8 protein-coding genes are annotated in these 13672 nt (G+C 78.9%); 6 read left to right on the top strand and 2 right to left on the bottom strand.

Features of this window, described 5'->3' with window-relative positions; genetic code table 11:
- Both AS188_RS11110 and AS188_RS11105 read left to right on the top strand, forming a co-directional pair.
- Entirely contained in the window at positions 1–2100 is a 2100-nt protein-coding gene (locus AS188_RS11110) for a primosomal protein N' family DNA-binding protein (RefSeq protein ID WP_058858909.1), read from the top strand.
- Between the two features lie 93 nt (positions 2101–2193).
- The gene (locus tag AS188_RS11105; protein ID WP_058859890.1) at positions 2194–3675 is read left to right on the top strand and encodes a glutamate-cysteine ligase family protein; all 1482 of its coding nucleotides are present in this window, start codon (positions 2194–2196) and stop codon (positions 3673–3675) included.
- Between the two features lie 737 nt (positions 3676–4412).
- Here the strand turns inward: AS188_RS11105 and AS188_RS11095 are convergent.
- The gene (locus AS188_RS11095; protein WP_058858907.1) at positions 4413–5531 is read right to left on the bottom strand and encodes a glycosyltransferase family 4 protein; all 1119 of its coding nucleotides are present in this window, start codon (positions 5529–5531) and stop codon (positions 4413–4415) included.
- The gene (locus AS188_RS11090; protein ID WP_058858906.1) at positions 5528–6421 is read right to left on the bottom strand and encodes an alpha/beta fold hydrolase; all 894 of its coding nucleotides are present in this window, start codon (positions 6419–6421) and stop codon (positions 5528–5530) included. Before AS188_RS11090 ends, AS188_RS11095 begins: the two co-directional genes overlap by 4 nt.
- Positions 6422–6631: 210 nt before the next feature.
- On the opposite strand from AS188_RS11090, the gene leuS reads away from it, so the two are divergent.
- From leuS to AS188_RS11070, 4 genes are all read left to right on the top strand, one after another.
- A complete protein-coding gene (gene leuS, locus AS188_RS11085) occupies positions 6632–9124 on the top strand; it encodes a leucine--tRNA ligase (RefSeq protein WP_058858905.1) in 2493 nt (830 codons plus the stop codon).
- A 10-nt stretch (positions 9125–9134) separates the two neighbouring features.
- Positions 9135–10079, top strand: a complete 945-nt coding sequence (locus AS188_RS11080) for a DegV family protein (RefSeq protein ID WP_236944972.1) — start codon at positions 9135–9137, stop codon at positions 10077–10079.
- Positions 10080–10203: 124 nt separating this feature from the next.
- Entirely contained in the window at positions 10204–11004 is an 801-nt protein-coding gene (locus tag AS188_RS11075) for a ComEA family DNA-binding protein (protein ID WP_058858904.1), read from the top strand.
- Entirely contained in the window at positions 11001–13655 is a 2655-nt protein-coding gene (locus tag AS188_RS11070) for a ComEC/Rec2 family competence protein (RefSeq protein WP_058858903.1), read from the top strand. The genes AS188_RS11075 and AS188_RS11070 overlap by 4 nt, the downstream gene beginning before the upstream one ends.
- Positions 13656–13672 lie beyond the last annotated feature (17 nt).

Genomic DNA, 13672 nt, shown 5'->3' with positions numbered 1-13672 from the left:
GTGCCCGGCGAGGAGCACCCGGCCGCCGCGGAGGCCCCGCGGCAGCTGTCCCTCCTCGCGGGCTTCCCGCCGGCCCGGCCCGGGGCCGAGGGCGTGGGCGCCCCGCGCACCGCCGAGCGCGACCCCGTGGCCCGGGTGCTGCTGGACACCCACGTCCCGCACCTGGACCGGGCCTTCGACTACGCCGTGCCCGCCGAGATGGCCGCGACCGCGGTGCCCGGTGCCCGGGTGAAGGTCGGCTTCGGCGGCCAGGAGCTCACCGGCTTCGTGCTCGAGCGCACCGCGGCGACCCAGGTGCGCGGGCGGCTGCAGCCGCTGCGCCGGGTCCTGTCCCCGCTGCCCGTCCTGGCCCCGGCCGTGGCCCGCCTCGCCGAGGACGTCGCGGCCCGCAGCGCCGGCAGCGCGGCCGACGTCGTGCGCCTGGCCGTGCCGCCCCGCGTGGCGCGCGTGGAGAAGGAGGTCGAGCAGCGCCTGGCCGAGGCCCCCGAGCGCTCCACCGGGCTGTCCCCGCAGGCCCCCGGCCCCTCCCACGACGCCGCGTGGGCCGACTACGAGGGCGGGCCCGCCTTCCTGGCCCAGCTCGCCGCCGGCGGCTCCCCGCGCGCGGTGGCCGAGGTGCTGCCCGCCCACCCCGCCCACGACTGGACGGACGTGCTCGCCGCCGCGATCGGGGCGGCCTGGCGCGCCGGGCGCGGGGCGGTGGCGGTGGTCCCGGACCAGAAGGCCCTGGCCCGCCTCGAGCACACCGTGGCCGACGAGATCGGCGCCGAGCACCTCGTGCGGCTGCAGGCCGAGGACGGGCCCACCCCCCGCTACCGGGCGTTCCTGGCCGCGGCCACCGGGCAGGTGCGCGTGGTGCTGGGCACCCGCTCGGCCGCCTACGCGCCCGTGGACGAGCTGGGACTGGTGTGCTGCTGGGACGACGGCGACGAGAACCTCGTCGAGCAGCGGGCCCCCTACCAGCACGTGCGCGACGTGCTGCTGCTGCGCGCCGGGGCCACGGGCTGCGCCGCGCTGCTGGCCGGCCACGCCGTCAGCCCCGAGGCGCAGCGGCTCGTGACCACCGGCTGGGCCCGGCGGGTGGCCCCGCGACGGGACGTGCTGCGCGCCTTCATGCCCCGGGTCGTGGCCACCGCCGACTCCTGGCACAGCGCCCGCGACCCGCTCGCGGCCCGGGCCCGGCTGCCCGAGGCCGCCTTCCGCGCCGCCCGGGCCGCCCTCGAGCACGGCCCGGTGCTCGTGCAGGTCGCCCGCGCCGGCTACGCCCCGCACCTGGCCTGCGAGCGCTGCCGGGAGCCCGCCCGGTGCACCGCCTGCGAGGGCCCGCTCGGGGTGCCCTCCGCCCGCGGGGTCCCGCGCTGCGGGTGGTGCGGGCGCTCGGCCCACCGGTGGGCGTGCACGGCCTGCGGCGGGACCCGGATGCGGCTGGTCGCGGCCGGGGCGCTGCGCACCGCGGAGGAGCTGGGCCGGGCCTTCCCCCGGGTCCCCGTGATCGCCTCCTCGGGCGAGACCGTGCGCGCGGCGGTGGGCTCGGCCCCGGCCCTCGTGGTCGCCACCCCGGGGGCGGAGCCGGTGGCCGAGGGCGGCTACGCGGCCGCGCTGCTGCTGGACGGGGACCGGATGCTGATGCGCCCGGCGCTGCGCGCCGCGGAGCAGGTGCTGCGCCGGTGGTACAACGCGGCGGCCCTGGTGCGCCGGGCCCGCGACGGCGGCGTCGTCGTCGTCACCGCCGGGCACGAGGGCGTGGTCGGGGCGCTCGTGCGCTGGGACCCGTCCGGGCACGCCGAGCGGGAGCTGGCCGAGCGCCACGCCCTGGGCCTGCCCCCGGCGGTGCGCTCGGCGGCGGTGACCGGCCCGGCGGCCGCGGTCGCGGCGTTCCTGGCCGACCTCGAGCTGCCGGGCACCGTGCGCGTGGTGGGCCCCACACCGCTGGAGGACGCCCCGCCGGGGGAGGACGCCCCGCACCGGGCGCTGCTGTTCTTCGGCTACGGGCCCGCCGCGGAGGTCACCCGCCGGCTGCGGGCGGCGCGCGCGAAGGCCTCCGCGCTGCGCAAGCACCCCCCGGTGCAGGTGCGCTGCGACGTCACCGACCTGCTCTGAGGCGCCCCGCCGGGGCGGGTGTTGGCGCGCGGGCCCCGGTGTGGTTGGTTGGTGTCCACGGGGCGCGGGCGCGCCCGGGGATCGGAGGTGGTCGTGGGCGAGGAGGTCGGCTCCCGCAGCTACACGCGCGAGCAGCGCCGGCGCTACCGGGAGAAGGTCCGGGAGGACCTGGACGTGTTCGAGCGGATGCTGGGCGGGACCGCGTTCGAGTTCGACCGGCCCCTGACGGGCCTGGAGATCGAGCTGAACCTGGTGGACGAGGACCTCGAACCGGCGTTCCGCAACGCCGAGGTCCTGGCGGAGATCGCCGACCCGGAGTACCAGACGGAGCTCGCGCAGTACAACATCGAGCTCAACGTGGCCCCGCGGCCCCTGCCCGGGCGGGCGGCCCTGGAGCTGGAGGAGGACCTGCGGGCCTCGCTCAACGCCGCCGACGCGAAGGCCTGGCGCACGGGGGCCCGGATCGTGGCCATCGGGATCCTGCCGACCCTGCGCCCGGAGCACTACCGGCGGCCGTGGATCAGCGACAACAACCGCTACACCGCGCTCAACGACTCGATCTTCGTGGCCCGCGGCGAGGACATCCGCCTGGAGATCGAGGGGCCCACGGGGGAGCGGGTCTCGACGTGGAGCGACTCCATCGCCCCGGAGTCGGCGTGCACCTCCGTGCAGCTGCACCTGCAGGTCGCCCCGGGCGAGTTCGCCGCGCACTGGAACGCCGCGCAGGCGCTGGCCGCCCCGCAGCTGGCCCTGGGCGCCAACAGCCCGTACTTCTTCGGGCGGCGGCTGCACGCCGAGACCCGCATCGCGCTGTTCACCCAGGCCACGGACACCCGGCCCGTGGAGCTGCGCAACCAGGGGGTGCGCCCGCGGGTGTTCTTCGGGGAGCGGTGGATCACCTCGATCTTCGACCTGTTCGAGGAGAACGTGCGCTACTTCCCGGCGCTGCTGGCCGAGTGCTCCGACGAGGATCCCGCGGCGGCGCTGCGGGCGGGCCTGGCCCCGGAGCTGTCCGAGCTGCGGCTGCACAACGGCACCGTCTACCGGTGGAACCGCCCCGTCTACGACGTCGTGGCCGGGCGCCCGCACCTGCGGGTGGAGAACCGGGTGCTGCCGGCGGGCCCGACGATCGCCGACGTGCTGGCCAACGCCGCGTTCTACTACGGGGCCGGGCGGGTGCTCGCCCGCCAGGAGCGGCCCGTGTGGACGCGGATGAGCTTCGCGGCCTGCGCCGAGAACTTCGACCGGGCGGCCCGGGACGGCATCGACGCCCGGCTCTACTGGCCCGGATTCGGGGAGGTCGGCGCCGACGAGCTCGTGCTGCGCCACCTGCTGCCCCTGGCCCACGAGGGGCTGCGGGACTGGGGGGTCGCCCCGGAGGTGGTCGAGCGCTACCTGGGGATCGTCGAGGGCCGGTGCGTGTCCGGGGTCAACGGGGCCGTGTGGCAGACCCGGGCCGTGGCGCACTTCGAGCGCCACGGCGCCGACCGGCCCACCGCCCTGCGCCGGATGCTCGCCGCCTACGCCGGGCACATGGACGGCAACGCCCCGGTGCACACCTGGCCGGTGCCCTGACGGGGCGATGGCCGGGGTGCTCAGGACGGGCCGGGTGCCGCGGGGAGGTCCCCGCCCGGTGGATCCGGTCCGCCCGGCCGCCTCCGCAGCAGCCGCTCGGCGCCGGGCAGCGCGAGCAGCCGCAGCGCTGCCCGCCCAGCCCGGCGAACACCGCCCGCAGCTGCGCGCGGGCGTCGGCCCGCGGGGCGGGGGTGCGGTGGACGGTGACCACGGGGACCCGTGCCCCCTCGAGGGCGCAGCGACCCAGCATCCGGTCGAGCGTGTCGGTCAGCCACAGCCGCCGGCCGAGGGCGGCGTGCAGGGCGGGATCCTCGACGGCGAAGGCCGCGGTGTGCATCCCGAGCAGCCGCAGCGGGACCGGGCCGAAGGCGGCCGTGCGCACCCGGGAGCGCAGCCCGTCGTCGCCCACGAGCAGGTCGGCCTCCAGGGCGGTGCCCCGGCCCGGACGAGCTCCTCCACGGGCCGGCTGAGCTCCTGCAGCCGGGGCAGCAGCCCCATCCGGGCGGCGGCGTGGCCGGGGCCGAAGAAGTCGAGCACCCAGCCCTCGGTGCGGGGGCCGGGGGCGGCCTCGACGACGGGGGCGTCCGCGCCCTGCCGGTGCAACGGCAGGGCGAGGGCCGGTCCGGCGGTGCCGGCGCCGCAGACCACGACGTGCACGGGTCCTCCTCCCGGGCGCACCCGCCGCGGCGGGCGCGCGGGCGGGGCGGGACCGGGCCGGGGCCGGGCCCGGCCCCGGGTCACGGGCGGGGGGCCGTGCGGCGGGCGTGGACCCCGCGGGCGACCTCCAGCAGCCGCCGGGCCGAGTCCTCCCAGGAGTAGGCCCGGGCGCGGTCCAGGCCCGCCAGCACCTGGGCGCGGGCCCGGGCGGGGTCCTGGAGGGCGCGCACGGCGGCGGCGAACCCGGCGTCGTCGTCGGACCGGGCGAAGGCGGCCGCGTCCCCGGCGACCTCGCGGAAGATGGGCAGGTCGCTGCACACCACGGGGGTGCCCGCGGCCAGGGCCTCGACCACGGGCAGGCCGTAGCCCTCGGCGCGGGAGGCGGTCAGCAGTGCGGCCGCCCGGGCGAGCAGGTCCCGGTACTCGTCCTCGCCCACCCCGTCGTGGAACACGACCCGGGCCCCGGGCGGGGTGCGCGCCTCGAGCTCGGCCCGCCGGGCGGGGGGGACGCGGGAGAGCAGGTGCAGCTCGTGATCGGGCAGCCGGGCGGCGGCGCGCAGCAGGGTCTCGACGTTCTTGTAGGGCAGGAACGAGCCCATGTAGACCAGCACGGGCTCCCGGTGGGGCAGGCGGGCCAGGGCGGTGGCGTCGTCGACCACGCTGCCGGGCTGGGCGGCGTTGGGCACCACGTGCACGGGCCGGCGGGTCAGCCGGTGGGCGGCGATCAGCTCCCGGGTGGTGTGCGAGACGGTCACGACCGCGTCGGCGCGGTCCAGCAGCAGCCGCTGGGGCCACCACGCCCGGTGGTAGGCCCGCCACAGGACCCGCACCGCCGGGGGCAGGTCGGCGGGGGGCTCGGGGTGGTCGTAGTAGATCAGGTCGTGCAGGGTCAGCACCAGCCCGTGCCGGCGCCCGGCCGAGCCCATGGTCTGCATCGGGGAGAACACGACGTCGGGCCGCACCCGGCGCAGCAGCAGGCCGGTGGCGGCCTCGGCGGCCGAGACGGGCGAGGGGCCCAGCACGTGCGGCAGCTCCGGCAGCGCGGCCAGCTGGCGCCGGTCGCTGACGAGCACGGCCGGGTCGAGCCCCGGGTCCGTCGCGGCCAGGGCCGCGACGGCGCCGATCAGGCTCGCCCCGTAGCGGCTGATCCCGTCGTGGCCCTCGGGGCGGGTGTAGCGGGCGTCGAGCAGCAGCCTCACGGGCGTCCCCCGGCCGGGCCCAGGAAGTCCCGGACCAGGGCGGCGGTGACCTCCGGGGCCTCGTAGTGGATCAGGTGCCCCACGTCGGCGAGCACCGTCAGCCGCGCCCGCGGGATCCGGGCGGCCATCCGCCGCTGGGCGGCCACGGAGCCCAGCTCGTCCTCGGCCCCGGCCACCAGCAGGACGGGCACGGCGAGGCGCTCGGCGACCTGGGCGACCGTGCCGGTCGTGGAGGCCGTGTAGGCCTCGAGGACGACGTCGCGGTCGGCGAAGGAGGAGAAGTGGGTGCGGTGCTGCTCGCGCACCCAGCGGCGCACCGCGGGGTCGGGGGAGACGGTCATCAGCGCGCTCATCGCGTCGGTGACCGCCCGCCCGGACAGCAGGGCCCGGCCGACCGGCTCGGGCAGGGCCCGGCCCAGCCGGTAGTAGGCGGCCGTCAGGCGGCTCAGCACCGCCCGGGGGCCCTCCAGGGCGGGCTCGCAGATGGGGTTGACCAGCACGAGCCGCTCCAGGTCCGCGGGGTGTTCGGCGGCCAGGTGGGCGGCGAGCACGGACCCGAAGGAGTGCCCGAGCACCGCGGCCGCCGGCCGGCCTCCGGGCAGGGCGGCCAGGAAGCGGTGCAGGAAGGCGGTGTAGGCGGGGACGTCGTGCGGGCGGCGGGGCAGGGGCTCGCTGCGGCCGAAGCCGGGCAGGTCCGGGACCACGACCCGCCGGTGCGGGCCCAGCCGGCGGGCGAGCAGCTCCAGGCCGTGGTGGTCCCCGCGGAAGCCGTGCACGAGCAGCAGCGGGGGCAGGGCGTCGTCGTCGGGGCCGTGGCACCAGTAGCGCACGCGGCGCCCGTCGAGGACGAGCTCGCGGGCCCGGGCGGTGGGCGGGGCGGAGGTCGGCACGCCCCCGATGGTAGCGGCTGCCCGCCCCGCCCGCGGGCCCCGGGCCCGGGGCCCGCGGGCGGGGCGCTGGGCTAGGATGGGACGGATTCCACCACCGTTGACACCGTCGGCGCGCGCCCGGGCCGTCCCGTCCGGCCCGGGCGCCGCCCACGCGACCGGGCGGCCCGCGACCCGGGCCGGGCCGGTCCCCCGAGCGCGAAGGCGAGGACCGTGACCGAACACCCGCACACGACCGAGACCACCGGCTACGACTTCCGGGCCATCGAGCAGCGGTGGCCAGCCTTCTGGGCCGAGCAGCGGGTCTTCGAGCCGCTCGACGACGGCTCCCGCGAGCGCCGCTACGTGCTGGACATGTTCCCCTACCCCTCCGGGGACCTGCACATGGGCCACGCGGAGGCCTTCGCGATGGGCGACGTCGTCGCCCGCTACTGGCGCCAGCGCGGCTACGACGTGCTGCACCCGATCGGGTGGGACTCCTTCGGGCTGCCGGCCGAGAACGCCGCGATCAAGCGCGACGCCCACCCCGCGGAGTGGACCTACGCGAACATCGAGACGCAGAAGGCCTCGTTCCAGCGCTACGCGATCAGCGCCGACTGGTCCCGGGAGATCCACACCTCCGACCCCGAGTACTACCGGTGGACCCAGTGGCTGTTCCTGCAGTTCTTCGACCGCGGCCTGGCCTACCGGAAGAACTCCCCGGTCAACTGGTGCCCCCAGGACCAGACGGTGCTGGCCAACGAGCAGGTCGTCGACGGGGCCTGCGAGCGGTGCGGGACGCCGGTGACGAAGAAGGCCCTGAACCAGTGGTACTTCAAGATCACCGACTACGCCGACCGGCTGCTCGAGGACATGGCCCAGCTGGAGGGGCACTGGCCCGAGCGGGTCCTGGCGATGCAGCGCAACTGGATCGGGCGCTCCGAGGGCGCCCACGTGCACTTCGCGGTCGAGGGCGCCGGGGCCGACGGCGGCGACCGGGACGTGACCGTGTTCACCACCCGCCCCGACACCCTCCACGGCGCCACGTTCTTCGTCGTGGCCGCCGACGCCGACCTCGCCGAGGAGCTGGTGGCCCCCGAGCACGCCGCGGAGCTGGCCGCCTACCGCGAGCAGGTCAAGGCGCTGTCGGACATCGAGCGCCAGGCCACCGACCGGGTCAAGACCGGGGTGTTCCTGGGCCGCCACGCCGTCAACCCCCTCACCGGGGAGAAGCTGCCGGTGTGGGCCGCCGACTACGTCCTGGCCGACTACGGCACCGGGGCGATCATGGCCGTGCCCGCCCACGACCAGCGCGACCTCGACTTCGCCCGCACCTTCGGCCTGCCCGTGCGCGCGGTCCTGGACACCGGCGAGGAGGACCCGGCCGTGACCGGGGTCGCCACCACCGGCGAGGGCACCCTGATCAACTCCGGGGCCCTGGACGGGCTGGGCAAGGCCGAGGCGATCGAGACCGCCATCGGCCTCGTGGAGGCCGCCGGCACCGGGCGGCGGCAGGTCAACTACCGGCTGCGCGACTGGCTGCTCTCCCGCCAGCGCTTCTGGGGCGCGCCCATCCCGATCGTGCACTGCCCGGACTGCGGCGAGGTGCCCGTGCCGGAGGACCAGCTGCCCGTGCGCCTGCCCGAGGACCTGCGCGGGGAGCAGCTCGCGCCCAAGGGCCGGTCCCCGCTCGCGGCGGCCGAGTCCTGGGTCGGCGTCGCCTGCCCCGCCTGCGGGGGCCCCGCCCGGCGGGACACCGACACCATGGACACCTTCGTGGACTCCTCCTGGTACTACCTGCGCTTCGCCTCCCCGAACGACGAGACCGCCGCGTTCGACCCCGAGCAGACCCGCCGGTGGCTGCCCGTGGACCAGTACGTGGGCGGGGTCGAGCACGCGATCCTGCACCTGCTCTACTCCCGGTTCTTCACCAAGGTCCTCCACGACATGGGCCTGGTGGACTTCACCGAGCCGTTCAAGGCGCTGCTGAACCAGGGCCAGGTGCTCAACGGCGGGCGGGCGATGTCGAAGTCGCTGGGCAACGGCGTGGACCTCGGTGAGCAGCTCGACGCGTACGGCGTCGACGCCGTGCGCCTGACCATGGTCTTCGCCTCCCCGCCGGAGGACGACGTGGACTGGGCCGACGTCTCCCCGTCCGGGGCGCAGAAGTTCCTGGCCCGCGCCTGGCGCCTGGCCCAGGACGTCGCCTCCGCCCCCGGCACCGACCCCGCCGGCGGGGACGGGACCGTGCGCCGGGCCGCCCACCGCGCCGTCGACGACGCCGCCCAGCTGCTGGACGCCGGGAAGTTCAACGTGGTCGTCGCCAAGACCATGGAGCTCGTCAACGTCCTGCGCAAGGCCGTCGACTCCGGGTGCGGCCCCGCCGACCCGGCCGTGCGCGAGGGCACGGAGGCCGTGGCGGTCCTGCTGTCCCTGGTCGCCCCCTACACCGCCGAGGACATGTGGCACGCCCTGGGCCACGAGGGCTCCGTCGTCGTCGCCGGCTGGCCGCAGGTCGACCCCGCCCTGCTCGTCGAGGACACCGTCACCGCCGTGGTCCAGGTCCGCGGCAAGGTCCGCGACCGGCTCGAGGTCCCGGCCGGCATCGGCGAGGACGAGCTGCGCGAGCTGGCCCTGGCCTCCGAGGCCGTGCGCCGGCAGCTGGACGGCGCCGAGATCCGCAAGGTGATCGTGCGCGCCCCCAAGCTCGTCAACATCGTCGTCTGAGCCCGGCCCCGTGAGCGCGCGCCGGATCGCGGTCGTCACCGACGACGCCGCCGCCCTGCCCCCGGCCTGGGCGGCCGCCGCCGCCGGCACCGGCGGGCTGGCCGTGGTCGGGATGCCCGTGATGATCGACGGGCAGATCTTCCCCGCCCCGGAGCGCGCCCCCGGGGCCGGCGACGACGAGGTGCCGCGCGCGCTGCTGCTGGCGCTCGCGGAGGGCCGGCCCGTGACGACCTCGCGGCCGTCCCCGGGGCAGTTCCGGCGGGTCTACCGGCGCCTGGAGGCCGCCGGCTACGAGGGCATCGTCTCCGTGCACCTGTCGGCGGAGCTGTCCGGGACCACCGGCTCCGCCCGGATCGGCCGCCGGGCCGTGGACGTGCCCGTGACGGTCGTGGACTCCCGCACCGCCGCGATGGCCCAGGGCTTCGGGGTGCAGCGGGCCTGGACCGCCGCCGGCGCCGGGGCGGGGCTGGAGGACGTCGCCGCGGCCGCCCGGGAGGGCAGCCGCGACAACACCCTGCTGCTGTGGGTGCCCTCCCTGGAGCCCCTGCGCCGGGGAGGGCGGCTGGCGCCCTCGGCGGCCGTGCTCAGTCAGGTGCTCCCGATCCGGCCGCTGCTGTCGATCGACGGGGGGCGGCTGGTGGCGGTGGAGAAGCCGCGCACCGCCGCGCGGGCCCGCGCCCGGTTCGCGGCCCTGGTCGGGGAGGCCCTGGCCACCGCCGAGCACGAGGACCCCGTGCTGGTGCTCCACCACCTGGGCGACGAGGACGGCGCCCGCGAACTGGGCGAGCAGCTCGTGGAGGCCCACCGCCCGGACGCGCGGCTGCTCGTGTGCCCGCTGCCGCCGGTGCTCGCCGCGCACGTGGGCCTGGGCGCGCGCGCCGCCGTGGTCGAGGGCCCCTCCGCCCGCCCCGTGCTGCACCCGGTGCCCCCGGGGACCGCACCGGGCGGGGACTGAGCCCTCCCGCCCGGCCGGGGGACCCCCGGCACCGCCGCTCCCCACGGGGTCCGGCCCCGCCCGCCCGTCCCCAGGGCGGGGCCCGCACCTGCCGGTGCCGTCCCGGGGACGGTGGAGTGGGCCCATGCGCACACCCTCCTCCTCGGCCCCGGGGGACCCGCCCGGGGAGCCGGCCGAGCACCCGGCCGACGACCCGCCCCAGGCCCCGCCCGGGCCCGCCCACCGCTGGGAGACCGCCGCCCGGACCCGGGTGCCCCGCTCCCTGCTGCTGCTGGCCGCCGGCGGGCTCGCCGCCCTGGCCTGGACCGTGTTCGGCCCCTCCGCACCGGAGGACGGGGACGTGCTGGCGGAGCTGCCGGCCGCACCCGTCACCGCACCCGCGACCGGCCCGGCGTCCCCGCCGCCGTCGCGGGGCAGCGCCCCCGACCCCGCTCCGGGCCCGTCCGCCCCGTCCCCCGGGCCCACGACCGGGAACGGGGCCCTGCTCGTGCACGTGACCGGGCAGGTCCACCGCCCCGGGGTGGTGCGCCTGGCCCCCGGGGCGCGCGTCGTGGACGCCGTCGAGTCCGCCGGCGGGCTCACCGCGCAGGCGAGCACCGCCGGGATCAACCTCGCCGCCCCCGTCGCCGACGGCCAGCAGGTGCTCGTGCCCGGTCCCGGTGACCCGTCCGCCCCGGCCCCCGGTGCCCCCGGCCCGGCCGCACCCGCCGGCGCGGGGAAGGACACCGCGGACGCGCCCCTGGACCTCAACACCGCCACGGCCGCCGAGCTCGAGCAGCTGCCGCGGGTCGGGCCCGTCCTGGCCGAGCGCATCATCGCCTTCCGCGACGCGCACGGCGGCTTCGGCGCCGTCGCCGACCTCGATGCCGTCGAGGGCATCGGCCCCGCCCTCATGGCCGCCCTCACCCCGCTGGTGACCGTGTGAGCCCTCCGGCCCGCCGGTGGGCCCGCCGGTGGGCCCGCGCGCTCGAGCACCAGGAGCACCGCGACGCCCGCGCCCCGGGCCGCACCTGGGACCTGCGCCTGCTGCCCGCGGCCCTCACCGCCTGGGTCACCGCCCTGCTCGCCACGACCGGGCCCGGACCGCTCCCCGCGGCCGCCGGCGCCGCCGCCTGCCTCGCCCTGCTCGCCGCCGTCTCCGCGGCCGCACCGCCCCTGGCCGCCCGCGCCCTCGCCCGGCTGCGGGGCACCCCCCGCCCCGGCACCCGGACGGGGCCCGCCTGGTCCGCGCTGGCCCTGGCCGCGCTCGCGGCCGCGGCGGTGCTGCTCGGCGCCGTCGCCGACGGCCGGGCCACCATCGGCGGGCCCCTCGGGGACGCCCTGGCGGAGGGCGGGACGCTGGCCGTGACCGCCCGGGTGCTCGAGGCCCCGCGGCCGTGGTCCGCCGCGCCGGCGGCGCCGGGCACCGCGCCGGCCGGTCCGGGCGCCGCCCCGTCCGCCGGGGAGCCGGCCGGGCGCGCCCCGTGGGACGCGGGGGAGGAGCGCAGCGGGGTCGTCGTCGAGCTCGCCCTCGAGGAGGTCGTCCACGACGCCCGCCGGGCCCGTGCCGGCACGACCGCGACCGTCTTCGCGCAGGGCCCCGCCTGGGCGGACCTGCGGCCCGGGCAGCGGCTCACGGCGGTGCTGGCCGCCCGCCCCGGGACCGCGGGCACCGCCCCGGTGCTGCGCGCCGCGGCGGCCCCGACCGTGGTGCCCGGCCCGGAGCCCGGAGCGCGCGAGCGGCTGCGCGCCCGCTTCACCGAACGCACCGACCGGCTGGGTCCCGACGCCGCCGGGCTGCTGCCGGGCATGACCTTCGGCGAGCGCGCCGGGCTCGACCCCGCCCTCGAGCAGGCGATGCGCGACACCGGCCTGACCCACCTCACCGCCGTCTCCGGGGCCAACTGCGCCCTCGTGGCCGTCCTCGCCGGCCGGGCCGCGCTGGCCCTGGGCGCCGGGCGCCGGACCTGCCTGCTGGCCGGGCTGGGCGCGGTGGGCTGCTTCGCCGTCCTCGTGGGCCCCGACCCCTCCGTCCTGCGGGCGGCCACCATGGGCGGGCTGGCCGCCCTGGCGCTGCTCACCGGCCGCCCGGCCGTGTCGCTGGCCACCCTCGGCGCGGCCGTGACCGTCCTGCTCGTGGTGCGCCCGGGACTCGCCGCCGAGTACGGGTTCGTGCTCTCCGTGCTCGCGACCGCGGGGATCGTGGTCTCCGCCCGCCCGCTGACGCGCCTGCTCGGGACACGGGTGCCGGAGCTGCTCGGCACCGCCGTGGCCGTCCCGGCCGTCGCGCAGCTGTGGTGCGCGCCCGTGCTCGTGCTCCTGCAGCCGGCCGTGCCGGTCTACGCCCTGCCGGCCAACGTCCTGAGCGCCCCGGTGGTCCCCCTGGTCACCGTCTGCGGGCTGCTCGGGCTGGCGCTGCTGGCCCTGCCGGACGGGGCGGGGGAGACCGCGGCGCTCGTGCCCCTGACCGCCGGCGGGCTCGCCGCCCGCCTCGTCGCCGGCACCGCCCGCGGCCTCGCCGCCGCCCCGGGCGCCCTCGCGCCGTGGCCCACCGGGGCGGGCGGGGCCGTGCTGATGGCCGGGCTCAGCGCGGCGGTGCTGCTCGCGGTGCACGCCCTGGACCTCCGCAGGCGCCGCCCGCGCCCGACCGCCGGGCGGCTGCGCGGGGGACCGGCCCCGCCGTCCCACCCCGAGGAGCACTGGCGGGCCCGGGACCGCACCCGCCGCCGGCGCGCCGCCGCGGCCGCGCTGCTCGTGGCCCTGGTCGCCGCGGCCGCCCTGCGCGCGGCCCACCTCGAGCGGCGCCCCCCGCCCGCGTGGGAGGCGCTGGTGTGCGACGTCGGGCAGGGCGACGCCCTGCTGCTGCGCACCGGCCCGGCCCGGGCCGTGCTCGTCGACACCGGCCCCGACCCGCGGGCGCTGGAGCGCTGCCTGCGCCGGGCGGGGATCGACCGCCTCGACCTCGTGGTCCTCAGCCACGCCCACGCCGACCACACCGGCGGGCTGCCCGCCCTGGCCCGGGGGCCCGCGGTGGCCGCCGTGTGGTACTCCACCGCGGCCGCCGCCCCACCGCGGGAGCTCGCCGCGGCCCTGCCCGGGGTGCCGGCGGCCACCCCCGCCCCCGGCACGGTCCGGGACCTGGGCCCGCTGCGCCTGACCGTCCTCGCCCCCGACCCGCCGCGGCGCCCCGGGGCCGGGACGGCGCCCGACTCCGCCCAGGAGAACAACGCCTCCCTCGTCCTGCGCGCCGAGCTCACCGGCCCCGGCGGCACCGGCTCCTCGTGGCTGCTCGCCGGGGACCTGCAGGAGGAGGGCGCCCGCGCCCTGCTGCGCCGCGGCCCGGAGGCCGTCGACGTCGACGTCCTGAAGCTCTCCCACCACGGGGCCCGCAACGGGGGCACCGCGATCATCGACGCCGCCCGCCCGCGCCTGGCCGTGGCCTCCGTGGGGGCGGACAATCCTTACGGCCACCCGCACCCCGCCGTGCTCGGCCACCTCGAGCGCCTCGGCGTGCCCGTGGTGCGCACCGACCGGCACGGGCCCGTGTGGATCCTGCGGGAGGGCCCCCGCCTGCGTGCCGTGCCCGCGGACGGGTAGGGCACCGCCCGCTCCGG

Origin of the sequence: Kocuria flava (assembly GCF_001482365.1) — a bacterium.
GTDB classification, from domain to species: Bacteria; Actinomycetota; Actinomycetes; order Actinomycetales; family Micrococcaceae; genus Kocuria; species Kocuria flava.
This window is presented reverse-complemented; position numbering and strand designations above follow the sequence as displayed.